This is a genomic window from Ruegeria sp. CDSB022 (assembly GCF_059611145.1).
Window position 1 is genome coordinate 568,285 of the sequence record NZ_JBXWOZ010000001.1, and the last position, 25,327, is coordinate 593,611.

24 protein-coding genes are annotated in these 25,327 nt (G+C 55.6%); 14 read left to right on the top strand and 10 right to left on the bottom strand.

What is annotated here, in order from left to right; all coding sequences use genetic code 11:
• Positions 1 to 99 precede the first annotated feature (99 nt).
• Genes AC2FIZ_RS02840 through AC2FIZ_RS02855 form a run of 4 tightly spaced genes read left to right on the top strand, consistent with a single transcriptional unit; the run spans position 100 to position 4,340 of the window.
• Positions 100 to 1,704, top strand: a complete 1,605-nt coding sequence (locus AC2FIZ_RS02840) for a L,D-transpeptidase family protein (RefSeq protein ID WP_496790571.1) — start codon at positions 100 to 102, stop codon at positions 1,702 to 1,704.
• 36 nt (positions 1,705 to 1,740) lie between these two features.
• A complete protein-coding gene (lpxD, locus tag AC2FIZ_RS02845) occupies positions 1,741 to 2,832 on the top strand; it encodes a UDP-3-O-(3-hydroxymyristoyl)glucosamine N-acyltransferase (protein ID WP_496790573.1) in 1,092 nt (363 codons plus the stop codon).
• 32 nt (positions 2,833 to 2,864) lie between these two features.
• On the top strand, positions 2,865 to 3,122 hold the full coding sequence (locus AC2FIZ_RS02850; RefSeq protein ID WP_142633752.1) for an acyl carrier protein: 258 nt from the start codon (positions 2,865 to 2,867) through the stop codon (positions 3,120 to 3,122).
• Between the two features lie 9 nt (positions 3,123 to 3,131).
• Entirely contained in the window at positions 3,132 to 4,340 is a 1,209-nt protein-coding gene (locus AC2FIZ_RS02855) for a beta-ketoacyl-[acyl-carrier-protein] synthase family protein (protein WP_496790574.1), read from the top strand.
• Between the two features lie 40 nt (positions 4,341 to 4,380).
• Here the strand turns inward: AC2FIZ_RS02855 and AC2FIZ_RS02860 are convergent, their stop codons facing one another.
• A complete protein-coding gene (locus tag AC2FIZ_RS02860; RefSeq protein ID WP_142633757.1) occupies positions 4,381 to 4,998 on the bottom strand; it encodes an invasion associated locus B family protein in 618 nt (205 codons plus the stop codon).
• Positions 4,999 to 5,431: 433 nt separating this feature from the next.
• Between AC2FIZ_RS02860 and AC2FIZ_RS02865 the strand changes: the two genes are divergently transcribed.
• Positions 5,432 to 6,973 (top strand): helicase HerA-like domain-containing protein, encoded by a 1,542-nt coding sequence (locus AC2FIZ_RS02865; RefSeq protein ID WP_496790575.1) that lies wholly within the window; start codon positions 5,432 to 5,434, stop codon positions 6,971 to 6,973.
• 36 nt (positions 6,974 to 7,009) lie between these two features.
• On the opposite strand, the gene AC2FIZ_RS02870 is transcribed toward AC2FIZ_RS02865, so the two are convergent.
• The 7 genes from AC2FIZ_RS02870 to AC2FIZ_RS02900 all read right to left on the bottom strand — a co-directional run bounded on the left by AC2FIZ_RS02870 (position 7,010) and on the right by AC2FIZ_RS02900 (position 13,242).
• Positions 7,010 to 7,261 carry a hypothetical protein gene (locus AC2FIZ_RS02870; protein WP_142633761.1) on the bottom strand — a complete coding sequence of 84 codons (252 nt, stop codon included), beginning with the start codon at positions 7,259 to 7,261 and terminating at the stop codon, positions 7,010 to 7,012.
• A gap of 176 nt (positions 7,262 to 7,437) precedes the next feature.
• Complete coding sequence (locus tag AC2FIZ_RS02875) at positions 7,438 to 8,880, bottom strand: branched-chain amino acid ABC transporter permease (RefSeq protein WP_142633764.1); 1,443 nt, start codon at positions 8,878 to 8,880, stop codon at positions 7,438 to 7,440.
• A complete protein-coding gene (locus AC2FIZ_RS02880; protein ID WP_281994603.1) occupies positions 8,877 to 9,887 on the bottom strand; it encodes a branched-chain amino acid ABC transporter permease in 1,011 nt (336 codons plus the stop codon). Before AC2FIZ_RS02880 ends, AC2FIZ_RS02875 begins: the two co-directional genes overlap by 4 nt.
• The gene (locus tag AC2FIZ_RS02885; RefSeq protein ID WP_281994604.1) at positions 9,887 to 10,312 is read right to left on the bottom strand and encodes a hypothetical protein; all 426 of its coding nucleotides are present in this window, start codon (positions 10,310 to 10,312) and stop codon (positions 9,887 to 9,889) included. The genes AC2FIZ_RS02880 and AC2FIZ_RS02885 overlap by 1 nt, the downstream gene beginning before the upstream one ends.
• A gap of 2 nt (positions 10,313 to 10,314) precedes the next feature.
• Entirely contained in the window at positions 10,315 to 11,145 is an 831-nt protein-coding gene (locus tag AC2FIZ_RS02890; protein ID WP_142633769.1) for an ABC transporter ATP-binding protein, read from the bottom strand.
• Positions 11,142 to 11,930: an ABC transporter ATP-binding protein gene (locus AC2FIZ_RS02895; protein ID WP_271947144.1), complete on the bottom strand. Its 789-nt coding sequence runs from the start codon at positions 11,928 to 11,930 to the stop codon at positions 11,142 to 11,144. The genes AC2FIZ_RS02890 and AC2FIZ_RS02895 overlap by 4 nt, the downstream gene beginning before the upstream one ends.
• Before the next feature lie 130 nt (positions 11,931 to 12,060).
• The gene (locus tag AC2FIZ_RS02900; RefSeq protein WP_142633772.1) at positions 12,061 to 13,242 is read right to left on the bottom strand and encodes an ABC transporter substrate-binding protein; all 1,182 of its coding nucleotides are present in this window, start codon (positions 13,240 to 13,242) and stop codon (positions 12,061 to 12,063) included.
• A gap of 153 nt (positions 13,243 to 13,395) precedes the next feature.
• On the opposite strand from AC2FIZ_RS02900, the gene AC2FIZ_RS02905 reads away from it, so the two are divergent.
• Complete coding sequence (locus AC2FIZ_RS02905; RefSeq protein WP_496688121.1) at positions 13,396 to 14,493, top strand: PQQ-dependent sugar dehydrogenase; 1,098 nt, start codon at positions 13,396 to 13,398, stop codon at positions 14,491 to 14,493.
• On the opposite strand, the gene AC2FIZ_RS02910 is transcribed toward AC2FIZ_RS02905, so the two are convergent.
• Positions 14,490 to 15,494 carry a GlxA family transcriptional regulator gene (locus tag AC2FIZ_RS02910; RefSeq protein WP_142633776.1) on the bottom strand — a complete coding sequence of 335 codons (1,005 nt, stop codon included), beginning with the start codon at positions 15,492 to 15,494 and terminating at the stop codon, positions 14,490 to 14,492. The genes AC2FIZ_RS02905 and AC2FIZ_RS02910 overlap by 4 nt on opposite strands.
• A gap of 169 nt (positions 15,495 to 15,663) precedes the next feature.
• On the opposite strand from AC2FIZ_RS02910, the gene AC2FIZ_RS02915 reads away from it, so the two are divergent.
• Positions 15,664 to 17,034: a class II 3-deoxy-7-phosphoheptulonate synthase gene (locus AC2FIZ_RS02915; protein ID WP_142633778.1), complete on the top strand. Its 1,371-nt coding sequence runs from the start codon at positions 15,664 to 15,666 to the stop codon at positions 17,032 to 17,034.
• Between the two features lie 73 nt (positions 17,035 to 17,107).
• On the opposite strand, the gene AC2FIZ_RS02920 is transcribed toward AC2FIZ_RS02915, so the two are convergent.
• Positions 17,108 to 17,782 carry a PAS domain-containing protein gene (locus tag AC2FIZ_RS02920; protein WP_496790577.1) on the bottom strand — a complete coding sequence of 225 codons (675 nt, stop codon included), beginning with the start codon at positions 17,780 to 17,782 and terminating at the stop codon, positions 17,108 to 17,110.
• Between the two features lie 243 nt (positions 17,783 to 18,025).
• Between AC2FIZ_RS02920 and AC2FIZ_RS02925 the strand changes: the two genes are divergently transcribed.
• The 7 genes from AC2FIZ_RS02925 (at position 18,026) to pstA (ending at position 25,321) form a co-directional block, all read left to right on the top strand.
• Positions 18,026 to 18,916, top strand: coding sequence for a YicC/YloC family endoribonuclease (locus AC2FIZ_RS02925; RefSeq protein WP_496790578.1), 891 nt, complete (start codon positions 18,026 to 18,028; stop codon positions 18,914 to 18,916).
• A 16-nt stretch (positions 18,917 to 18,932) separates the two neighbouring features.
• Positions 18,933 to 19,574: a guanylate kinase gene (gmk, locus tag AC2FIZ_RS02930; RefSeq protein WP_496790579.1), complete on the top strand. Its 642-nt coding sequence runs from the start codon at positions 18,933 to 18,935 to the stop codon at positions 19,572 to 19,574.
• Positions 19,571 to 20,095, top strand: coding sequence for a gamma carbonic anhydrase family protein (locus AC2FIZ_RS02935; protein WP_281994609.1), 525 nt, complete (start codon positions 19,571 to 19,573; stop codon positions 20,093 to 20,095). The genes gmk and AC2FIZ_RS02935 overlap by 4 nt, the downstream gene beginning before the upstream one ends.
• A gap of 34 nt (positions 20,096 to 20,129) precedes the next feature.
• Positions 20,130 to 21,176, top strand: a complete 1,047-nt coding sequence (locus AC2FIZ_RS02940) for a sensor histidine kinase (protein ID WP_142633788.1) — start codon at positions 20,130 to 20,132, stop codon at positions 21,174 to 21,176.
• A gap of 195 nt (positions 21,177 to 21,371) precedes the next feature.
• Positions 21,372 to 22,412, top strand: a complete 1,041-nt coding sequence (locus AC2FIZ_RS02945; RefSeq protein ID WP_281994610.1) for a substrate-binding domain-containing protein — start codon at positions 21,372 to 21,374, stop codon at positions 22,410 to 22,412.
• A gap of 78 nt (positions 22,413 to 22,490) precedes the next feature.
• Positions 22,491 to 23,963, top strand: a complete 1,473-nt coding sequence (gene pstC, locus AC2FIZ_RS02950; RefSeq protein WP_281994611.1) for a phosphate ABC transporter permease subunit PstC — start codon at positions 22,491 to 22,493, stop codon at positions 23,961 to 23,963.
• Positions 23,960 to 25,321, top strand: coding sequence for a phosphate ABC transporter permease PstA (pstA, locus tag AC2FIZ_RS02955; RefSeq protein ID WP_496790581.1), 1,362 nt, complete (start codon positions 23,960 to 23,962; stop codon positions 25,319 to 25,321). Before pstC ends, pstA begins: the two co-directional genes overlap by 4 nt.
• Positions 25,322 to 25,327 lie beyond the last annotated feature (6 nt).

A 25,327-nucleotide genomic window follows, 5' to 3' on the forward strand; every position in this document is an offset into this window, starting at 1 on the left:
ATTGATGCATTTGTGAATAGACAATGGGTTTCAAGCAAAACCATAATTGTTCGGCATTGCCTGAAACGGCGTATTATATTGAAAATTCAAGGGCTCCAAATGTTCTCTGTTCTTCGTGCAAGCACCGGTATTGCTTTGGCCGCATGTTTTCTGACGACTTCGGCGATGGCGAACACTGAGGCCAAGCCTGACACCGCATTCCAGATGGCGGTTGCCGAATTTGCACCTTCCGGGTCTGAGATTGCCGATTTCTACCGTGAAAGAGGATTCGTGCCTGTTTGGGTTGGCGACACGGCTGCACATGCTGAACGTCGTCAACGGTTGATTGAGGGGCTTTCTGCGGTCGAATTACACGGGCTACCCGCGAACGCCTATGATGCGCAGGGCTTGGTTGACCGGCTTCAATCAGCAAAATCAGCGCGTGAGCTTGGGGCCGTCGAGGTCGAGTTGACACGCGTTTTTGCAGCCTATGCTCAGGACATGAGGACAGGCCTTTTACGCCCATCCGATATAGACGATGGATTGGTCAGGAAGGTCGAGCCGACCTCGACAGCAGGGCATCTGCGTGGACTGACGACCTCGGAGGATGCAGCCTATTTCGATCAGTTGGCGCCAAGCTCGACCCAGTATCGGGCTTTGATGAAGCAGAAACTTGCGCTGGAAGAATTGGTTCGCCAAGGCGGTTGGGGAACTACTGTTCCGCAGGCTAAGCTCGAACTGGGAGATACGGGACCCGCCGTAATAGCGATGCGTAACCGACTGGTTGAAATGGGTTTTATGAACCCAACAGCCAGCCCTGTTTTTGACGATGCCTTGCTGGCAGGCGTTCAGCGGTTTCAGATCGCACATGGTCTTGCCGCAGATGGCGTCGCGGGTCCGGGCACAATTACTGAGCTGAACCGCACTGCTTCGGATCGTCTGAAGGCCGTCTATGTCGCGCTGGAGCGTGAGCGCTGGTTGCCGCGCGAGCGCGGTGAACGCCACATTCTGGTCAATCAGGCTGATTTCTCAGCCAAGATTGTTGATGACGGCTTTATTACCTTTGAAACCCGCGCTGTGATCGGCAAGAACACCCATGATCGTCGCAGCCCTGAGTTTTCGGACAAGATGGAGCATATGGTCATTAACCCCAGCTGGTATGTCCCACGCTCGATCATTACCAAGGAATACCTGCCGCAGCTGCAGTCCAACCCAAATGCCGTTGGGCATATTCAGATTACCGATCGCAGTGGTCGCCAGGTCAATCGCGGGGCAGTAGATTTCACCCAGTTCACCGCAAGCAACTTTCCATTTGCGATGCGCCAACCGCCCAGCAAAAGCAATGCCCTGGGGCTGGTGAAGTTCATGTTCCCCAACAAGCACAACATTTATCTGCATGATACACCGCAGAAAAGTCTGTTCGCTCGGGAATCCCGTGCCTTCTCGCATGGTTGTATCAGATTGGCGCAGCCTTTCGAATTCGCTTACGCACTGTTGGCGAAGCAAGAAGAAAACCCAAAGGCATTTTTCCATCGGATTCTCGCGACTGGAAAAGAGACCACTGTGAAGCTTGAGCAGCATGTTCCTGTCCACTTGATTTACCGCACTGCCTTTATTGGCCCGAAAGGTGAGGTACAGTACCGACGCGACGTCTATGGCCGTGATCAGAAAATCTGGAATGCTCTGCAGAAAGCAGGGGTGGTCCTGCCGGACGTTCAGGGGTAATCACCGGGGGCAGGTCCTAGTTCCGGGAAGCCCCACATGAAATATACAGTTCAACAAATCGCAGATGCCCTTGACGCTGAGTTCCAGGGCGATGCCAGCCTGGTCGTACATGCTGCTGCTGAACCGTCGGATGCAACTGCCACTGATCTGGCGATGGCGATGTCGCCAAAATATGCCGAGGATCTGGGATCGGGTTCGGCGCAGGTCGCCATCCTTTGGGAAGGTGCTGACTGGCAGGCGTTGGGGCTTAAGGCAGCAATATTCGTTCGACGACCGCGCATGGCGATGGCCGGGATCACCTCCATGCTGGATAAAGGGCAGGGCTTTGGGTCCGGGGTTCACCCTTCGGCAGTCATCGACCCAACTGCGGATGTGGCAGATGGGGTCTCAATCGGCCCTCTGGCAGTCATTGGTGCACGGGCCCGTGTCGGCAGAGGGGCGAATATCGGACCGCAATGCGTCATCGGCATGGATGCTGTGTTGGGCGAAGACGCGGTTCTGCGCGAAATGGTCAGCATTGGTGCCCGTGTGCAGATCGGGGATCGTTTTATCGCGCAACCAGGGGCAAGGATCGGTAGCGACGGGTTCAGTTTTGTTACGCCCGAAGTATCGGGGGTAGAGAACGCGCGCAAGACCTTGGGGGATGCAGGAGACGCCAGCGCGCAAAGCTGGCTGCGCATTCATTCGCTTGGTTCTGTGGAAATTGGCGACGATGTCGAGATCGGTGCGAATTGCACGATCGACAACGGGACCATTCGTAATACTCGCATCGGGAATGGCACAAAACTGGATAATCAGGTCCATATCGGCCACAACACGCGCGTCGGTAATGACTGTCTGCTGTGTGGTCAGTCTGGTATTTCCGGTTCGGTTGAGCTTGGCAATAACGTGGTTCTGGGTGGGCAATCAGGCGTCTCGGACAATATTTTCGTTGGCGACCGGGTGATTGTCGGCGGTGGTACCAAAATCCTGTCAAACGTACCTGCCGGTCGTGTGTTGATGGGCTACCCGGCTGTGAAGATGGAAACCTTTACTGATGTCTATAAGGCGCAGCGCAGATTGCCGCGGATGCTTCGTGACGTGGAGGCGTTGAAAAAGGCTGTTTCCAAACAGCCTCCGAGCGATTAAATCACATTCAACGTGATAATCAGAGGATCGATATGAGCATCACCGACCGCGTCATTGCCATCATTGCCGAACAAGCCGTGTTGGAGCCTTCGGATGTGACGCCCGAAAGTACGCTCGAAGATCTGGGGATCGACAGCCTGGGGCTGGTCGAGAGTATCTTTGCCATCGAAGAAGAGTTCGACATTACCGTTCCGTTCAATGCCAATGAACCAACGGCCAGTGACTTTGACATCTCAAATGTCGCCGCGATCATTGCTGGGATCGAAAAGCTTGTGGCAGAAAAGGTCTGACCCAAGCAAATGAAACGGGTAGTAATAACCGGGGCAGGCACGATCAATTCGCTTGGTCATTCAGTTCCAGATACGCTTGAGGCGATGCGGGAAGGCCGTTGTGGCATTTCGGAACTTGAATTTCGAGATGTCGACAGGTTGGCGATCAAGATCGGTGGGCAGGTCCGGGGGTTCGAAGCCGAGGGTCGGTTCAACCGCCAACAGATGACTCTGTATGACAGGTTTACACAGTTTACCCTGACCGCGGCCAAAGAGGCCATAGATCAGTCCGGGATCGAATTCCACGGTGAGTTGGCTGCACGATCTGGCGTGGTTCTGGGAACAGCAGGTGGTGGCGTTTCGACCTGGGACGACAATTACCGTTCAGTCTATGAGGACGGGAAGAACAGGGTTCATCCATTTGTTGTTCCTAAACTTATGAACAACGCGGCGGCAAGCCACGTATCGATGGAACATAACCTCAAAGGTCCCAGCTTTACCGTATCGACTGCTTGTGCCTCATCGAACCATGCGATGGCGCAAGCCTTTCAGATGGTGCGCAGCGGGGCGGCCCCTGCGATGATCACCGGCGGCTCAGAATCCATGTTGTGCTTTGGTGGCGTTAAGGCCTGGGAAGGGCTGCGGGTGATGTCCAAGGATGCCTGTCGTCCCTTTAGCGCCAACCGAAACGGTATGGTGCAGGGTGAGGGCGCAGGCATCTTTGTCTTCGAGGAATACGAGCACGCGAAGGCGCGTGGGGCAGAAATTTTGTGCGAAGTTGTTGGTTTCGCGATGACCTCGGATGCATCAGACATTGTGATGCCCAGCAAGCAGGGCGCTGCCCGTGCGATGTCAGGGGCGTTGTCTGATGCTGGCCTGAATGCCAATCAGGTGGGTTATATCAACGCCCATGGCACAGGTACTGCGGCCAATGACAAAACGGAATGTGCCGCTGTAGCTGGCGTTTTCGGCCCGCATGCGGACGAACTTTTGATCTCATCCACAAAGTCGATGCATGGTCACTTGATTGGCGGAACCGGCGCGGTAGAGCTTTTGGCCTGTATCATGGCCCTGCGAGATGGGGTGATTGCACCGACGATTGGCTACGAAGAACCTGATCCGGAATGTGCTTTGGACGTTGTGCCCAACGAGGCACGCGAAGCGAAAATCGAGGTTGCGCTAAGCAACGCTTTCGCTTTCGGAGGTCTGAACGCAGTACTTGCCTTGAAGCGGGTTTGAGAAAGCCGCTGGGTTAAACGGCTTTCTCGAAATGTAGTCTTCAGTTGGTTGCGACATCAACAATGTCGTAGCCTGCAGTAAACCCGGACAAAGACAGGTCAAGTTCGATCACCTGATCCGGCGCGGGCGCTGGAACGATGGTCAAAGTCGCCTTGCTACCCTGCTTCATTGCGTCGATATCCCCTTGGGTCAGGCCGATTTGGGCAACACAGCCAACAGGGTTACAAAACGAATAGTTGTAGCGTTTGGCAGGCGCCCCGTCGATTGAGAGGGTCAGCTGCGCTTGCAACAGGGTTTCAAGCGGAACCAAGATATTTGCTCCGGCTACAGCCGAACCGCCTTCGGGTAGGCGGAACATGGAAAACTCAGCCATAGGCACATCTTGCGGGCCATTTATGACCTGCAGCAGCGAACACAGATCTTTGCCCGCGTTCATCTTCAAACAGTTCAGGCTCCAGTCGCCGAATTTTTCTTTGTCATAGCGCTGTCCGACCTTGACGGTTTCATCGACCGGCTGCCCCAGGTCGAGACCATTGTCCACCTGCTCGGTCGTAGGGGATTCGGTGGCAGGTTCTGTCGTGTCGGTGGTCTCTTGCGCCAGGGCGGCGCCGTTGAAAAGAAAAGCTGCCGCAACAAGCTTTATCGGTGTCCTGAACATAATTGCCTCGTGATTGTTGATGTGGCTTTTCGCCGGGTCTAGCACCACTGGCGCGCAGTGTCAGGCATTATGCAGCGTAAAAAGACAGAAGTGATCGGAATCTCGCCTGAGGCCCCGTGGGCAACACGTGTGGCCAAGATAAAAGGGAGCCGGTGGAGCGGCTCCCTTTCATGAATTTTTCTCCCCGTCGGACCGGCCGACTTAATTATGTGCAGACGTTACGAGAGGGCGGCGCGGTGGTCAACTGCTAACCTGAAAATTTAATTATGAAGCTATGGTGGAAAAAGGGCCGCGCGTGAACGCGCGGCCAGTCGACAGGGAGGAAGTTTGTTGACCGCGCAATTCTCATACACGAACAACCAGAAAACTATCGCAGCCAAAGGTTAACTTTGTATGCTGGGCGGAGATCGGTAGGAAACAGGGCCTTAAACATATGAGTGAGAACATATTTCTTGGCGGTGGTGGCGCGGATTACAGCCAACCGCAGACGTTGTCGTTGAAATACGCCAACCGCCACGGCCTGATTGCCGGTGCGACCGGTACTGGCAAGACCGTGACGCTTCAGATCCTAGCCGAGGGGTTTTCCAAGGCTGGGGTGCCGGTGTTTCTGTCTGACGTCAAAGGTGATCTGTCTGGGTTGGCGCTGGCGGGCAGTGAAAGTCACAAGCTACATGGGGCATTTCAGAAGCGTGCCGAAACCATCGGATTCACGGATTACGAATATGCCGCTTGCCCGGTCACTTTCTGGGATCTGTTCGGTCAGCAAGGCCATCCGGTTCGAACCACAGTATCCGAGATGGGACCTTTGTTGTTGTCCAGGCTGATGGACCTGAGCGAAGCACAAGAAGGCATTGTAAACATTGCATTTCGGGTTGCCGATGAAGAAGGTATGCCCCTGTTGGATATGAAAGATCTGCAAGCCCTGTTGGTCTGGATCGGAGAGAACAGAGCAAATCTTTCACTGCGCTATGGGAATGTCTCAACCGCCTCGATCGGTGCCATCCAGCGACGGTTGTTGGTTCTTGAAAATCAAGGGGGCACCAATCTGTTTGGCGAACCTGCCCTGGAACTGGCCGATCTTATGCGCACCGATGCCAACGGGTATGGCATGGTGAACATCCTGGCCTCTGACAAGCTGATGGGATCACCTCGGCTGTATGCGACGTTCTTGTTATGGCTGCTGAGCGAACTGTTTGAAGAGTTGCCCGAAGTCGGCGATCCGGACAAACCCAAGCTGGTATTTTTCTTTGACGAAGCGCATCTGTTGTTCGAAGACGCGCCCAAAGTGCTTGTGGACAAGGTCGAGCAGGTCGCCCGCCTTATCCGATCAAAGGGCGTAGGGGTCTATTTCATCTCGCAAAACCCGGCAGACATCCCAGAAGACATTCTGGGTCAGTTGGGTAACCGGGTACAGCATGCTTTGCGAGCCTTCACCGCCCGAGACAGGAAAAACCTTCGCCTTGCGGCCGAAACCTACCGCGAGAATCCAACCTTTGATACAGAGGCCGCCATCCGTGAGGTTGGCGTGGGCGAGGCGGTTACATCCATGCTGCAAAAGAAAGGGGTTCCGGGCATCGTCGAACGCACTTTGATCCGTCCCCCTGGGTCACAGTTGGGGCCGATTACCGCTGCCGAACGGCAAACGGTAATGAATGCGTCTCCGATGAAAGGCAAATACGAAACCCGCATAGATCGCAGATCAGCCTTTGAGATGCTCCAGGCGCGGACTGATGCCGCAGCACAGGCCGCAGCCGAGGCAGAAGAACAGCTTGAGTCTCAATCGATTGCAGAACGCGAATTTGCCACGGCTCGCCGATACTCAGGCAGCAAAGTATCGCGGTCTTCTTCGCGGATCGTGCGAAAGAAAGACACCTTTGCCACCGCCATGAGCGAGGCCGTCATTAAAGAGCTTAAGGGAACAACCGGGCGCAGGATCGTCCGAGGCATTCTGGGCGGGTTATTTCGTAATCGTTGAATGGCGGGCCGGGCTAATTGCCCGGCCACACAACGGTCACTTCAGGCGGCGTTGGCCTTCTTGTCTGCAATATGCATCAGCCTCGGGGACGGACATTTTTGTTGCCGGAAAGTCGATTGCCCGGTCCCAGTCCACGCGGTTCTGCCGGTAGAGCTGGCATGTTACCACGCCCTTGGGGGTCTGGACTTTGACCGGAGTGGTTTCCAGATCTTTTGGTGACGGAATACATGCGGTCAAAGAGGCAAGAACCGGCAACAGAATGAGTGTCTTTGTAAGAGTGGTTTTCATCGGTGTTTTCTATTCCCTGCGGGCAAATGGTAGTAGTCTGCACAAAGGCAAATATTTGGTGAACACGACTGTGAAACTTGTCAGGCCGATGAGTTGCTCTAGTAAGTTCCTCACTCAAAAGCAAGAAACCGCACCAATTTCTTGACGCGGTTCCATATATTGGAGGTTCTGTGGCCCTATTTCTCGGGGATCAACCCTCTTGGGCTGAATCTAAGAACAATCAGCAGAATCAACCCCATCGTGAACAGTCGCATATGGGCCGCGCTGTCGATCAGATGCGTCTTGAGCGCACTGCCATCGGGCATTCCGGACGTGATCAGGTTCATAAGCCACAACCCAATCGGTTCGACCTGGACCCACAGGAACCAGATGAGGAACGCGCCCAGCACCGCACCAAAGTTGTTGCCCGATCCGCCCACGATCACCATGACCCAGACCAGAAATGTAAAGCGCAGAGGGTTGTAGGTACCCGGCGTCAACTGCCCGTCCAGCGTTGTCATCATTGCGCCCGCGATACCGCAGATGGCAGAGCCCAGAACGAAGATTTGCAAATGGCGGCGGGTGACATCTTTACCCATCGCCTCGGCTGCAACCTCGTTGTCACGGATGGCGCGCATCATGCGGCCCCAGGGGCTGCGCAGCGCCATCTGGGCCATCCACAGCAGGATCAGAAGAACAACCATGAACAGCAGGGAATAGCCCAGCTTGACCGACAGGGTCGAGGCGATGACAGGGTCCAGCCCAAACCAATCGGCACGGGCAATGAAGGATGGATCCTGCTGCAGCTCAACCTCATAGCCGACCACGGGCGAGGGGCGTGGGATGCCGTAGACATTCTTGACACCTCGGGCCAGCCAGTCCTCGTTTTTCATGATTGCGATGATGATTTCGGCAATCCCAAGCGTCGCAATCGCCAGATAGTCCGAGCGCAGGCCAAGGGCTGTTTTGCCGATCAACCAAGCAGCACCGGCGGCCAACACGCCGCCCGCTGGCCAGGCCAGCAGAACCGGCAGATTCAACCCGCCAAGGTTGCCCGCAACGGCTGGGTCAATGGCTTCGACACCAGCAACGCTGGGGTCAAACACCGCACGGTAAATGAAAAACCCGGCGATCAGAATGGCGACGATGGCAATCGTCTGTACACGGCCCCTCGGCATTTTTGTTGCCACCAGAACCGCCGCAACGACGGTCGCAGCCCCCAACAGCAACGAAAGGACGATCCCGTATCCTCCGGATGACCACGCGCCGGGTGTCGGCGGGGTTGAGACCAGCACAACTGCCAGCCCGCCCAGCGCAACAAAGCCCATAACACCAACGTTAAACAGGCCGGCAAAGCCCCATTGCAAGTTTACCCCAAGCGCCATGATGGCCGAGATCAGCCCCATGTTCAGGATCAGGATTGCTGTGTTCCATCCCTGCACCAAGCCAGTTGCCAGTATTAGAACGGCGACCGCAGCAAAAAGAACCGAGTTTTTCAGCCGCTCGTTGTCCGTTTGCACAGCATATCGGTAAGTCCATCCTAGGGCGACCTCCGCGATTCCGGCAATCAGTCCGACGGTGCCAATAGTTGCTCCGGCGATCAGAGGAATAGCAATCGATGCAATGAGACTTAGGATCATACTGCTTTCCCCTTAAACAGACCTGTGGGCTTAAACAGAAGCACGATAAGCAAGATAACAAAGCTGACCGCGAATTTGTAATCGGTGGATAGGAATTGGACCAATCCCGATGGCTCCAGATGTTCCGGTGCCAGATAGGTCAGCACCTTTTTCCACGCATAGGTGATCGTCACCTCGGAAAACGCGATGATGAACCCGCCCGCGATAGCGCCCAACGGGTTGCCGAGGCCGCCGACGATGGCCGAAGCGAAGATCGGCAGCAGAAGCTGGAAATAGACAAAGGGCTTAAAGCTCTTGTCCAACCCGTAAAGCACACCCGCAGTTGTCGCCAGCGCCGCGACAAGGATCCAAGTGATCATCACCACACGTTCAGGGTTGATGCCGGACAGCAGCGCCAGATCCTCGTTATCCGAATAAGCGCGCATCGACTTGCCGGTGCGGGTTTTGTTCAAAAACCAGAACAAAAGTGCCACGGCGACAACGGCCACAACCACAGTGATGCCCTGAGAGGTCTTGATCGCCAGCCCCTCATGTAGCCCGGTCATCGCCTTGAATTCCCGCGCTGAAACGATGAACCGCTCACCGTCCGAGAACCTTTGATCATCCGGCCCGATTATGAACCGCACCAGCCCGTTCATTATGAACATCACGCCCATCGAGACGATCACCAGAATGACCGGCTTGGCCTTTTGTTCCCGGTAGAACCTGTACACCAGCCGATCCGTGATCAGAACCAGAACGATACAGCCGAGAATGGCAAAGGGCAGGGCCAGCAGAGCGGTCGGTAACGGCCCGAAACTGACACCGGCGGCCTGCAGACCCCATGTGACCAGCACCGCGATCATCGCACCAAAGGCCATCGTGTCGCCATGGGCAAAATTCGAGAACCGCAGGATGCCATAGATCAGCGTCACCCCCAACGCGCCCAGCGCCAACTGGCTGCCATAGGCGATTGCGGGAACAAGGACGAAGTTGGAGAGCGCCACAAGGGCGTTGAGGAAGTCCATTAGTTTTGTTTCCCTGCTTCGCAGAAACCTTTAACTGACCTGGTCAGTAGTTTGTCGCGTCCAACCAATGTTTCACTTAAGATTGCAGTTCCAAGTTCATAGTTGGGTTTGTCCGCATTAAAAACGCCTTGAAACACGTCGAGCCTTGGGCTGCCAATGTCTGGGCCATAGGCGAATACCGAAAGTATTGGATCATGCGTGACCCGAATATGCGACCAGTCACTAGTTGGGTATTCTAAGCCATTTTCGTGCCAGATTAATTGGTGCTCTGTTTCAGAAAGCATCACATTTCGTTGATTCTCAAACCTACAAAGAAGCACATTTTCTGATTCAGTTTGTTTTGATTGAAGTATCGCGCTCTCAGCAGAAGCGACGGTTACAAAAAGACAGACGAAAAAGGCGGCGAGACAGCTAAATCTATTCATCCTCACCCCCCCAAGAAACTCTTACGAACCTCTGGATCGGCCAGCAGTTCCTTGCCCGTGCCGGTATAGGCATTCCGCCCCTGAACCAGCACATATCCCTTGTCGGCGATCTCCAACGCCTGACGAGCGTTCTGCTCAACCATCAGGATCGGCAACCCGGTGCGGGAAACCTCGATGATCCGGTCGAACAGCTCATCCATCACGATTGGTGAAACACCGGCGGTGGGTTCGTCCAACATCAGCACTTTGGGCTGGGTCATCAGCGCGCGGCCCACGGCGACCTGTTGGCGCTGACCGCCCGACAGCTCTCCGGCGGCTTGGTTGCGTTTGTCGCGGAGGATGGGGAAGAGGTCATAGACCTGCTCCATCGTGTCCGAGAAATCATCACGGCGGATAAAGGCACCCATCTCAAGGTTCTCTTCCACCGTCATCGACGTAAAGATGTTCGAGGTCTGAGGAACAAAGCCCATCCCCTTGATCACCCGATCCTGGGGCGACAGGTTGGTGATGTCTTCTCCGTCCAGTCGCACAGATCCCGCGCGGACATCCAGCATCCCAAACACGGCCTTCATTGCAGTGGATTTACCGGCGCCGTTGGGGCCAACGATTACAGCGATTTCACCGGCGTCGACGGAAATCGTGCAATCATGCAGGATATCCGGGCCCTTGCCGTAGCCTCCGGTCATGGTGTCGCCGATCAGGAATGGGCCACCTTCGACGCGGTGCGTCTTTCCGCTTTTGCGATGTGCGGGCGTCATTGTGCCCATGCCGTGTGTATTGGTGATCGAGGCATCCTTGTTGCCGTGGTCATCCTGATAAGGATTATCGCTCATGCCCCGGCCTCCAGCTTGTCTTTGTTCTTCAGGCCGGTGCCCAGATAGGCTTCGATCACATGCTCATTGGCTTTGATCTCGTCCAGAGTGCCCTGGGCCAGAACCTTGCCCTCGGCCATACAAATGACCGGGTCGCAGATTTTGCCGATGAAATCCATGTCGTGCTCGATAACTACGAAAGTATAGCCGCGTTCCTTGTTCAGTCGCAGAATCGTGTCGGCGATGGTCATCAGCAGAGTGCGGTTCACACCCGCGCCGACCTCGTCCAGAAACACGATCTTGGCGTCGACCATCATGGTACGGCCAAGTTCCAGCAGCTTTTTCTGCCCGCCCGAGACCTGACCGGCCTTGTGATCGGCCAGATGTTCGATGGTCAGAAACTCCAACACCTCATCAGCCTTAGCCTTTAACGCGCGCTCTTCATTAGCGATGCGTTTGCGGCCGAACCAGGTGTTCCAAAGCGATTCCCCGGATTGCGCGCCGGGCACCATCATCAGGTTCTCTCGGCAACTCATCGAGGAGAACTCATGCGCGATCTGAAAAGTGCGCAGCAGACCTTTGTGAAATAGATCATGCGGTGGCAAGCCGGTTATGTCCTCGCCATCCATGAACACGCGCCCAGAGGTGGGCGGGAGCACACCCGCGATCACGTTGAACAGAGTTGTCTTTCCGGCCCCGTTCGGCCCAATCAGGCCGGTGATCGAACCCTTCTGGATTTCCAGCGATGCCCCATCCACCGCATGAAACCCGCCGAAATGCTTATGCACGTCCTCGACGACGATCATCTTTTCCCCTAGCCGCCGTTTTCGGCGTTCTTGTTTTCACACCCTCATTGAAGAGGTGCGGTCTTTTTTCACTGAAGCAGCCCGGACACAAGGTCCGGGCTGCTTATTTTCAGGTCTTCTTAGGCCAAAATCAACGGAAGTTGACGGTCTTGTTTTCGCCGTCGGTGACTTCGATCTCGCGATACGAACCTGCGCTTTCGCCGGGGCCGATCAGCTCAACGCCGGACGCGCCGACATAGTCGATGTCTTGACCAGCGGCCAACAGTTCCAGACCTTTGGCCAGCTCACCCGGATAGATCTTCTCTCCTGGAGCGTTGGCAACATCTAGGATCTTGCTGCCGTAGTCGGCCGGGTTGGTCGAACCAGCGGCCTGCATCGCCAGCATGAACAGCGCTGCGGCGTCATAGCTTTCAGGCGAATAGGGCGACGATCCGTCAAAACCGGCGGCTTCGGCCATGGCAAAGTACTTTTCAGCACCTTCACCACCTGAACCGGCGATCTGACCGAACGAGCCGTTCAGGTCGGGACCGACATTTGCGGGCAGCGAGTCACCGATCATGCCGCCCGGCAAGCCGAACGTGTCGAATGCACCGCTGTCCAGCGCTGACTGAATGATGCCCAGTCCGCCCTGATCGAGATACCCGGCTACAACCAGAATGTCGCCACCGGCCGAGGCCAGCGCGCCAACTTCGGCCGAGTAGTCCGCTTTGCCATCTTCATGCGCTGCCACGATTGTGACTTCGCCGCCCGATGCCTCGAACGAGGACTGGATCGCGTCTGCCAGACCCTTGCCATAGTCGTTGTTGGTGTAGGTCAGTGCGATTGAAGTGATACCGCGATCATTCAGGATATCTGCCATCACTTGACCTTCACGCGCATCCGAAGGGGCGGTGCGGAAGAACAGGCCGTTATCCTCCATGGTCGACAGGCCGGGCGAGGTCGCCGAGGGCGAGATCATGACCATCCCGTTCGGGATCGCGACATTCTGCAGGATCGCTCCGGTCACGCCAGAGCAGTCACCGCCAATGATGCCGGCAACGCCGTCGGCAATCATGCGTTCACCGTTCGAGGTGGACAGGCCGTTGTCGATACAGCCGGTATCAGCGCGCGATGCGGTGACGGTCGAGCCATCCAGCAGTTTGCCGGATTCGGTGACTTCGGCCATCGCCATCTCGGCGCCTGAACCCATGGCGGGTGCCAGCGATTCAATCGGTCCGGTAAAGCCGAACAGAACACCCAATGTGACGTCTTCGGCCATAGCTGCGCCCGAAAGAAGGGCGGTTGCTGCAGTTGCTGTAAGCAGCTTTTTCATATGGTTACTCCCAGTTGTGAACGTATTCGTTCTGGGCACGACCCTAGGCAAGCTGTTCGAAAAAGAAAAGTCCTAACGCAAACGTGTTTTTGTGGCGCACAGTTCTAGTTGTTCAGATGTGCCCGGCGCGGTGTTTTCGGTAAGGAGAACGAGATGTTTAGACTAGCTTTGATCTTCATCTTTTCTGTTGTTTCAGGGTTGGCAGGGGCAGAATCGCTAACTACCAACTCCGGATCGGCGCGTGTGACGGCGATGGTGAAGGGGCTCGATACGCCCTGGGCAATCGGCATCCTGCCTGACATGTCCTTTCTGGTAACTGAGCGCGAAGGTGAACTTCTGTTTGTGTCGGAGGGAAACATAGTTCGCGTCAAAGGCACTCCCAATGTGGTTGCAAAGGGGCAGGGCGGTTTGCTGGACGTAACCGTTGCCAGGGATTTTTCGCAAAGCCGTGAGGTTTTCCTGACCTATTCCAAGCCTCAACCAAAGGGGGCAGGCACTGCACTTGCGATTGCGCGCCTGTCCGAAGACGGATCAGAGCTGACCGATCTGCGCACGATTTTCGAAGCTGAAAATGGTGGGGATTCTGGGCGTCATTTTGGCTCTCGTATTGTCGAGGCAAAGGACGGGACATTACTTGTCACTATCGGCGATCGTGGTGATCGCCCGACCGCACAGGATCAATCGAGTCACAACGGCTCGGTGATCCGTGTGAACCGGGACGGCTCGGTGCCGGCTGATAATCCATTTGTCGGACAACCGGGAATTCAGCCAGAGATATGGTCTTATGGCCACCGGAATCCCCAAGGTGCAGGGCTGGATGCACGGGGGCATCTATGGGTATCGGAACATGGAGCCAAGGGCGGTGATGAAGTGAACCTAATCCGGCCGGGGCGGAACTATGGCTGGCCGGTGATTTCCTATGGCAAGCACTATTCCGGACAAACAATCGGCGAGGGGACGGCGAAACCGGGGATGGTGCAGCCTGAATTCTATTGGGACCCTTCCATCGCCCCATCCGGCCTTTTGATTTATTCAGGCAAGCTTTGGCCCGAATGGAAGGGTGATCTATTCGTCGGGTCGCTCAAATTCGACTATATCGCTCGGCTTGAAGGCACTCCATTGACTGAGGTCGAGCAGATCAAGGGCCCTCAGACGGAACGCGTCCGCGACATTGTCGAGGCACCAGATGGATCAATCTGGTTTGTTTCCGTCGGGCAGGGCGCTGTCTTTCGCATGACCCCCAGCGATTAAACAGACAAGCGCCCGCTTTGCGCACCGCGCTCACGATAGGGCGTGGTGTTGTAATGCGCCCGGTAGCATTTCGAGAAATGGCTCGGCGAGGCAAACCCGCATGCCAGCGCCACGTTGATCACGCTCATGTCGGTCTGCATCAGCAGGTTCCGGGCTTTATGCAGGCGCAGCTCCATATAATAGCGTTTAGGTGACCGGCTGAGGTAACGGCGAAACAGACGCTCTAGCTGCCGCGTGGACATGCCGACCTCTTTGGCCAGAAGCGAAGGCGAGATCGGCTCTTCGATGTTCTTCTCCATCATCAGGATGACCTGGCTCAGCTTGGGATGGCGCACCCCAATCCGTGTCGGGGTCGACAGACGCTGGGTGTCCTGATCAGTACGGATCGAGGAATAGATCAGCTGATCGGCCACCGCGTTCGCAAGATCTTCGCCAAAATCCTCGGCGATGATTTTCAGCATCAGGTCGATAGAGGAAGTACCACCGGCTGTTGTCATCCGGTTTCCGTCAATCTGGAATACGGATTTGGTCAGTTCGACCTCATCAAATTCTTCGGTGAAACTGTCTGAGTTTTCCCAGTGAATTGTCGCACGCTTGCCATCCAGTAAACCGGCCTTGGCCAAGGTATAAGCTGCCGTACACAGCCCACCAATGCGCAATCCCCGGCGTGCTTCGCGGCGGACCCAGTTCAGAATTTTCTTGGTGGTAGCGGCTTGAACATCGACACCGCCGCAGATCAGCACGACGTCATCACGCTGCAGCTCGGCTAGATCTGCGTCCAGTTTGAACTCGGTTCCTGCGGAACATCTGATTGTCTCGCCGCCTTCTCCAGACAGACTCCAACTGTAAAGCTCTTTGTCGGCCATTCGGTTTGCGATGCGCAGGCTATCCAGCGCAGAGGCAAAACACAGCAGCGAGAATTTGTCCAACAGGACAAACACGAAATGACGAGGGCTGGCCGCAGTGGTTTCCACCGTGACAACTTGGCGTTGCTCTTGCATGGCGAGGTGTCCTTGATTCGGCGCCGTTTGACCCTACGTCCGGCGACAGATTTGACCGCCACCATGATCAAAGCTTGTTTGCGACGTCAAGAGGTCCAAATCGTATATGGCCTCTCACCAAACGTTTTTGTATAGAGGCGACTTGAATACTTCAGCGGAGATCAAAGCTATGACCGAATGGCAAAAAACGAACTGGCGCAACAAGCCCCGGGTTCAGATGCCAGACTATACCGACGCAGCCGCGCTGGCAAAAGTCGAGGCTCAGCTTTCGCAGTATCCGCCGCTGGTGTTTGCAGGTGAGGCGCGTCGGCTCAAGCAACATCTTGGTGCTGCGGGGCGGGGTGAGGCTTTCCTGCTGCAGGGCGGCGACTGTGCTGAAAGCTTTGAACAATTCAGCGCGGATGCGATCCGCGACACCTTTAAGGTGATGCTGCAGATGGCCATGGTTCTGACCTATGGCGCAAAGGTGCCGGTGGTCAAAGTGGGCCGTATGGCTGGACAGTTCGCCAAACCGCGCAGCGCACCGACAGAGGTGGTGGATGGCATTGAGCTGCCCAGCTATCGCGGCGATATCATCAACGAGCTGGATTTCACGCCCGAGGCGCGGATTCCGAATCCGTCCAAGATGTTGCAAGCCTATACGCAGGCAGCGGCAACATTGAACTTGTTGCGCGCCTTTTCGACCGGTGGTTTCGCCGATATGAGCCATGTGCATTCGTGGACACTCGGCTTTGCCGATGGCCAGGATGTTCAGAAATACTCTGAAATTGCTGACCGAATTCAGGATTCGATTGATTTCATGGGGGCTGCGGGCATCACCGCTGACACAACGCATGAATTCTCGTCGGTTGAATTCTATACCAGCCACGAAGGTCTGCTGCTTGAATACGAAGAGGCGCTGACCCGTCTTGATTCTACATCGGGCAACTGGTTGGCCGGGTCCGGCCACATGATCTGGATTGGCGACCGCACCCGTCAGCCTGATGGCGCGCATGTTGAATTCTGTTCTGGCGTTCTGAACCCGATCGGTCTGAAATGCGGTCCGACGACATCTGCCGAAGACCTCAAAGTTCTGATGGCCAAACTGAACCCGGAAAACGAAGAAGGGCGTCTGACCCTGATCGCGCGGTTTGGTGCAGGCAAGGCAGGAGAGCATCTGCCGCGTCTGGTCAAAGCCGTCAAGGAAGAGGGCGCCAAGGTGACCTGGGTCTGTGACCCTATGCACGGCAATACGATCAAATCGGCCACCGGCTATAAGACCCGGCCCTTTGATTCCGTGCTGCGCGAAGTTCGCGACTTCTTTGGTGTGCATCAGGCCGAGGGCACGATCCCCGGCGGTGTGCATTTTGAGATGACCGGGCTAGACGTGACCGAATGCACTGGAGGTGTACGCGCTGTAACAGAAGAAGATCTGTCAGACCGTTACCACACTGCCTGCGATCCACGTTTGAACGCGTCGCAGTCGTTGGAACTGGCCTTCCTTGTTGCGGAAGAATTGACAGATCTGCGCCGGAACCGCGGCAAACGCGCAGCCTCCTAACCACTTGGTCAGACGGTTTTAAAAAGGCGGGTCTAATAGGCCCGCCTTCTTTACATTTAATACGCGTTACTCGTTACTTATCCCGTGATACGACCAATCGAAGGTGAAATCCGGGACGTTTGAACTCTTGTTGTTCTTCGGCAAATCCTTCGACAACAGGCTGTACCGGTTGTTGAGGCGCCTGTATTTCTGACACAGCACGCAGTTTATGATGGCTTACATCAAAGCGCCGGGGGGTTGCCCCAATCGCCCTGTCACTGACCATGACGCCAAGAACACGGCTGACATCGCCCAAATCGCTTTTCAGCGGCAAAAGGATCATTCGCGCCTGAAGATCCGTGCGCCCAAACCCACCGGTCGAGGCCAATTCAAGTTCAGCAATGGCAGGACCGGCAAAAACCTGTTCAAGGATTTCCGTAACCTGAGTTCGCGCGCTGGGTTCGAAAAAAGCGGTCAGCGGCATTCCCCGGACCTCCATACCCGCCAGTGTGTTCAAGTGACTGCCGGCCAGACGAAACCGGCCCAGACCGGGTGCAATGCGTTCAAGGATGAAGGTGTTAGGCAGGATATTCTCAAGCCCGCGCGGGTCGATCTGAGATCGCATAGGAACACCATCGCCGGACAGCAAGGCTGTCCAGTACGCTTCGGCCTGTTGTATGGGCGATAGACTGCGCCCACTGTCAAAACGATCCATTGCGACGATCTTTCCAAATTTAGTCCCGGAACCGTTACCGAAAAAGATCTTCATTTTCATCACCCTAACTGCAATCGACCGTCATTTTCATAAAATGCAAGATACCGGGAGCTTTTGCGCCTTGTCGGTACTTGCCTAGACGAGATTGGCACGGGTTGAGTCAATTTTGGAGTAATTCTTTAATGAATGGTTAACCTCTGTCCGGCGCTGTCATTCTCAGCAAACTCTTGCCCTGCACACGAGGATGGCATTAGGTGCGGACAAGAACACTGGGCGGGCAAAGCGGAGAAGATAGGCATGATCAGATCCATGACCGGATTTGCCTCGGGCAAGGGAACACATGGTCCACACAGCTGGACCTGGGAGTTGCGCAGCGTAAACGGCAAAGGGCTGGATATGCGTCTGCGGGTGCCTGAATGGCTCACCGGGCTCGAAGCCGCGCTGCGGTCACGGATGTCCAAAGGTCTGGGCCGGGGGAATGTGACGCTTTCGCTCAAGCTGAGCCGCGAGGAAACGACAGCCGATCTTGTGCTGAATCCAGTTGCGATGGCCGCTGCTCTGGATGCTCTGGCGCGAACGCAGACGATGGCAGAAGAACGGGGACTAGCGCTGGCCCCGTCGACGGCGGCCGAGCTTATTGCTGTCAAAGGCATGTTGGAATCCGGTGGGGATGCGGATGATCCGGCCCCCTTGGTCAAACATCTAACCGGCGCCTTTGATGATTTGCTGAGCGATTTCATTAAGATGCGTGAATCCGAGGGCCGGGCCCTGGCCGATGTGCTTGAGGCGCAGCTATCGCAGGTTTCAAGCCTTACGGAGCAAGCCGCCAAGCTCGCTGAAGAGCGCCGGGATAAAATCGCTGAAAACTTACAAGAAAACCTGCAGCGCGTGATGGATAATGCGCAAGGCGCGGATCCGGACCGGGTTGCACAGGAGCTGGCTCTGATCGCAGTCAAGTCGGATATAACGGAAGAAATTGACCGGCTGAAAGCCCATGTCACTGCCGCACGCGATTTGCTTGCACAGGATGCCGCCGTGGGGCGCAAGCTTGATTTTCTGATGCAAGAGTTCAACCGCGAGGCCAATACGCTGTGTTCCAAGGCACAAAGCGCCGATTTGACATCGGTTGGGCTTGAGTTGAAGGCGGTAATAGATCAGATGCGCGAGCAAGTGCAGAACGTAGAATAATGACAGGAGCGCCCTGATGGCGGATCGACGCGGCCTATTAATCATTCTGTCCTCGCCTTCGGGCGCAGGGAAATCCACGTTGGCCAAGCGTCTGATGCAATGGGACACAGATCTGGAGTTCTCGGTTTCGGCCACAACACGCGCGCCCCGGCCTGGGGAAGAACATGGGCGTGAGTATTATTTCCTGACCGAAGATACCTTTCGACAGCAGGTGTCCGAGGGACAGATGCTGGAACATGCCCATGTGTTTGGCAATTTCTACGGCTCTCCGGCTGGGCCAGTTCGCGAGTCCATCAATGAAGGCAAGGACGTTCTGTTCGATGTCGACTGGCAGGGCGAGGTGCAGATTAGGAACTCGGATCTGGGCAAACACGCCCTGTCGATTTTCATCCTGCCACCGTCGATCCCCGAATTGCGCCGCCGACTGGAAAGCCGCGGTCAGGACAGTGAAGAGGTTATTTCCAAGCGGATGCTTAAAAGCTGGGATGAGATCAGTCATTGGGGATATTACGACTATGTGCTGGTCAATGACGATCTGGACGAGACCGAAGAAAAGCTGAAAACCATCGTCAGTGCCGAGCGAATGCGGCGTATCCAGCAACCCAAGCTTCAGGATCATGTCCGTACGCTGCAAAACGAATTCGAGGATCAGTCATGACCATCTATGCCCTTGGCTCTGATGTACCGGAAATCCACGAGGACACCTGGGTCGCCCCCGACGCCAATCTGATCGGCAAAGTCGTGCTCGAGCAGGGGGCCTCGGTCTGGTTCGGCTGCACGATCCGCGCTGATCACGAAGAAATCCGGGTTGGTGAGGGCAGCAATGTTCAGGAAAACTGCGTGATGCATATTGATGCGGGGTATCCTCTGAGCATCGGGAAGAACTGCACGATTGGGCATAAGGTCATGCTGCATGGCTGTACGATCGGGGATAATACCCTGATCGGAATGGGGGCCATCGTGTTGAACGGTGCCAAGATCGGCAAAAACTGTCTGATCGGGGCAGGGGCTTTGGTGACCGAAGGAAAAGAGATACCGGATAACTCTCTGGTCATGGGCTCACCGGGTAAAGTGGTGCGGGAGATCGACGCTGCGACGGCCCAGAAGCTGACCTTCAGCGCCTTGCATTATCAAGAAAACATGCGTCATTTTCGCGATACAATGCGAGAGCTATCCTAGCGTCCAACTGCGTTGCTAAGAGAACTGCCCCTTTATGACCAACGACCAACTTGAAGAAATTGTAACCGCCATCCCGATGCCCGCGCTGATGGTTGACCAGACGGAACGGATTATTGCGGTCAATACCGAAGCAAAGACGTTGTTGGGCCAGAATATCCTGCAGCGGCATTTCGCGACCATCCTCAGACAGCCGCAGGTTATCGAAGCGATTGAACAAAGCCTGCGCACGAAGGGAACGTCCAACACTCGGCACCTGTCCAATGACGGTGCCCAGGATACAACATTCGAAGTTCAGTGCCGGTATATGAATGGGGTCGGTGCAGTATCCGGCGGTGCGTTGCTTGCTGTATTTCAGGACGTTACGCATGTTGAGCAAGCAAATCAGATGCGACGTGATTTCGTCGCGAATGTCAGCCATGAATTGCGGACCCCGCTGACGGCATTAATGGGCTTTATTGAAACCTTGCGCGGTCCGGCCCGAGATGACGAGGCCGCCCGGGATCGTTTTCTTCAGATCATGAACGACGAGGCAAATCGCATGAACCGGCTTGTCGGCGATCTTCTGTCTTTGAACCGCGTCGAAAGCGAAGAGCGGGTTCGCCCGAAAGAACAACTTGAGCTGACGGCACTTCTTAAATCGACCCTCAATTCTCTGCGCCCATTGGCAGATGACGCGGATGTAGTGCTGAGCCTGGATGCGCCCGAAGACAAAATAATGCTAGTTGGCGACAGCGACCAGTTGCTCCAAGTATTTACCAACCTGATCGAGAACGGAATTAAATACGGCGGCAGCGGTGGTCGGGTAGAAGTTCGCGTCAAATCTTCGGATCACGATACTGCTATGCGTGGTCCCGGTGTTCGCGTTCAGATCGTGGATAGGGGACCTGGAATCGACCCGAAGCATGTATCGCGTTTGACCGAACGATTCTATCGCGCGGACAGTCATAGGTCACGGCAACTGGGTGGAACCGGGTTGGGCCTGGCGATTGTAAAACATATTCTAAACCGCCATCGCGGCAGATTGCGGGTGGAAAGCGATCTTGGAAAAGGCACTGTTTTTACAGTGATTTTGCCGCGCTGATCGCTTGGATCAAGCCAGTTGTCGGATCTGTTTTGTTTCTTTCACAGCATATGTTCTGTGGCGTATCGGCTGAAAATCCAAACATGTCATGAAACCGTTACACACTTGTCACAAAAGACTTACGCACGACTTTTAGAGGTTCGGCCAAGATCATCATGAGGATGATCCAGAAACATATTTCTCAAGGAGACTGAAATGTCCTTTGTAAAACTGTCGGCTTCGGTTCTGGCTATCGCTGCTGTTTCGGCCACTGCGGCCACCGCGCGTGATCAAGTTCAGGTTGCTGGTTCTTCCACCGTTCTGCCCTATGCTTCGATCGTTGCAGAAGCCTTTGGCGAAAACTTTGACTTCCAGACCCCGGTTGTTGAATCGGGCGGATCTTCGGCCGGCCTCAAGCGGTTCTGTGAAGGTGTTGGCGAAAACACCATCGACGTAGCGAACGCTTCGCGCCAGATCCGTGAAAAAGAGATCAAAGCCTGCGCCGAAAACGGCGTCACCGACATCATCGAAGTTCAGATCGGCTATGACGGCATCGTTTTCGCATCCGACATCAACGGCTACTCGTTCGAGTTCACGCCGGAAGATTGGTACAAAGCGCTGTCCGCTCAGATCGTAGTTGATGGCCAGCTGGTCGACAATCCCAACAAGACCTGGGCCGACGTGAACCCAGCATTCCCGGCTCAGCCGATTGCAGCCTTCATCCCCGGCACCAAGCACGGCACGCGTGAAGTGTTCGAAGACAAGGTGATCCTGGCCGGTTGTGAGCATCTGGGTGACTTTGATGTCTACAAAGCCGCAAATGGTGACGACAAGAAAGCCGCTGAAAAAGCCTGTATCGCTCTGCGTACGGATGGCGTTTCGGTCGACATCGACGGTGACTATACCGAGACCCTGGCGCGTATCGACAGCAACAAAGACGGCATCGGCGTCTTTGGTCTGGCGTTCTACGAAAACAACACCGACAAACTGCAGGTTGCGACCATGGCAGGCATCGTGCCTTCGACCGAATCCATCGCAACTGGCGAATACCCGGTATCGCGCCCGCTGTTTTTCTATGTGAAAAAAGCGCATATCGGCGTTATCCCCGGGCTGAAAGAATATGCAGAGTTCTTCGTCGCTGACGAGGTTGCAGGCCCCGATGGCCCTCTGGCTGCATACGGTCTCGTATCAGACCCAGAGCTGGTCAAGGTTCAGGAAATCGTAGCCAGCGAAACCACTTTGGGCGGCGGTTCCTAAGCTTTCACACGACTGAACCGGGGCGGTGTCTACGCCCCGGTTTTCTTAAATCCACTCCTGCCGCTTGACGGAGTTCTCATGGCACTAACCTGGCTGCTGCTCATTTTGCTGGCGATTGCTGTTCTTGGCTATTTTGCGGGCCGGTACCGCGCGATGGCCAGCGCGGACGGAAACCTGCGCAATCTGCACTCTCTTCCATCCTATTACGGCTATAACGTTGCTTTGACGGCGCTGATACCGGGGTTCGTTTTGCTGGTCATCTGGTTGCTGGCGCAGCCCTTGATCGTCAGCAATTCTGCCTCTGGGTTGCTGCCGGACTCGGCAATCCCCGAGGGGTCGACCCGCGGCTTGCTGATGAGCGAAGTGCGCCGGGTCGCCAACGGCCTGGACGGCGCGGTTGCCGCAGGCACCATGACCGAAGACTTTGCCCGCAGCGCGCATGAGGATTTTGCCGATGTGACCGCGCGACTGAAAGAGGCTGGCCAGATCATTACGCAAGAGGTAACCGCACCCATTCTGCTGGCGGCGCAGAAATATCGCTCGATGAGCGCAAGCGGAAACATTGCGATGCAGATCGCGGTTTTGGTTGTGACGCTGATCGGGGCCTCATTTGCCTATATCCGCACTCATAAAGAATTTCGCGCCCGAAATGTTGTCGAACAAGGCATTCTGGCGCTGCTGCTGCTGGCCGCTTCGATCGCAGTTCTGACCACAGTCGGCATCGTCCTGTCCATGTTTTTTGAAACGATGAATTTCTTCGAACTTCATTCGTGGAAAGACTTTTTCTTTGGCAGCACCTGGGCCCCGAACTTCCGGGGCGGAAGTGAACTGTCGATCCTCCCACTGCTGTGGGGGACATTGTATATTTCTCTGATCGCGTTGCTGGTTGCGGTTCCGATTGGGCTGTACGCTGCGATCTATCTTTCCGAATATGCCTCGAGCGTGGCAAGGTCTGTGGCCAAGCCTTTGCTGGAAATCCTCGCCGGTATCCCAACCATCGTTTACGGTCTTTTCGCGCTGCTGACGGTCGGTCCGGCACTGGTATCTGTGTTCGGGCAGGGGGGTGCTTTGGGCGTTGGTTGGATGGCCAGTTCGAACGCTGTACTCACGGCGGGTCTGGTCATGGGCATCATGCTCATCCCATTCGTGTCGTCACTATCTGACGACATCATCAACGCGGTGCCCCAGTCAATGCGAGACGGATCGCTAGGCTTAGGCGCAACGCATTCCGAAACTGTCAGGCAAGTCGTCCTGCCGGCAGCTTTGCCCGGGATCGTAGGGGCAATCTTGTTGGCCGCAAGCCGCGCAATCGGTGAGACGATGATTGTCGTAATGGCCGCCGGTGCGATTGCCAAATTCTCGGGAAACCCTTTCGAAGCCATGACCACAATCACCACTAGGATCGTCAGCCAGCTGACCGGGGATACTGATTTCGCAAGCCCGGAGACTCTTGTGGCCTTTGCCCTGGGTCTGACCCTGTTCATCATCACGCTGGGGCTGAACATCTTCGCCCTCTATATCGTGCGCAAATACCGGGAGCAGTATGAATGACTGACATGTCCCAAAAACAAGACGCAGCACCTGCCGCTAAACACAAAGGGGCTTCGCTGTTCAATCAGGACACGCGAACCAAGCGTCGCAATGCGGCCGAATCCCGGTTCAAAATGTACGGGATCGCGGCCATTGGTGTCGGTCTTGTGATGTTGATCGTGTTGGTGACCAATATCGTCACCTCCGGTACCGGCGCCTTTCAGCAAAGCTTTCTTGAGCTGACGGTTGAGCTGAAGGAAGACAAGCTCGACAAAAAGGGCAACCGTGACATCGCGGATATCAGCAAGGTTTCGACCTTCGGATACGCGCCTTTGATCGCCTCCGCACTGGAGGTTGAGGTGCAGAAACTGGGCATCCAGTCCGATCTGTCGCCCAAAGAGATGGGGCAAATCCTTTCCAAATCCGCACAGGCGGACCTGCGTAATTACGTCATCTCGAACCCGGATGAGATCGGAAAGTCGGTCAGCTTCCGTTTTTTGGTGAACAGCCGCGTTGATGGCTATCTGAAGGGCCGTGTGACACGCCAGTCCATCGCGAATGACAAGAGCATCTCGGTCGCACAGCTGGACTTTGTGGATCAGTTGCGTGCTGCTGGTGTGCTGTACAAGGCGTTCAACCCTGACTTTATCTTCGGGGCGGACGCCTCCGATCAGCGGCCCGAGGCTGCCGGGATCGGAGTATCCATGCTGGGTTCTCTGTTCATGATGCTGGTCGTGTTGGCGCTGGCCCTACCGATCGGGGTCGCGGCCTCGATCTATTTGGAAGAATTCGCGCCGCAGAACCGGTTTACCGATATTATCGAGGTGAATATCTCGAACCTCGCGGCTGTTCCTTCGATTGTGTTCGGTATTCTGGGCCTGGCCGTATTCATCAACTATATGCATCTGCCGACCTCGGCCCCGCTGGTGGGTGGTCTGGTGCTTACGCTGATGACGCTGCCAACGATCATCATTTCGACCCGAGCTTCACTCAAGGCGGTGCCGCCGTCGATCCGAGACGCCGCGTTGGGGGTAGGGGCCTCGAAAATGCAGGCAGTGTTTCATCATGTGTTGCCACTGGCCGCACCTGGCATCCTGACGGGTACTATTATTGGCCTGGCGCAGGCGCTTGGTGAAACTGCGCCGTTGCTGCTGATCGGGATGGTGGGCTTTATCGCCTCGAACCCGCCGGATGAAATAGTGGACGGTTTTCTGTCTCCGAACTCGGCCATGCCAGCACAGATTTACGAATGGTCCAAGCGCGCCGACCCGGCCTTTTACGAACGCGCATGGGGGGGCATCATTATCCTGCTGCTTTTCCTGGTAACAATGAATGCAATCGCAGTCATCCTGCGCCGTCGCTTTGAACGCCGCTGGTAAATGGGG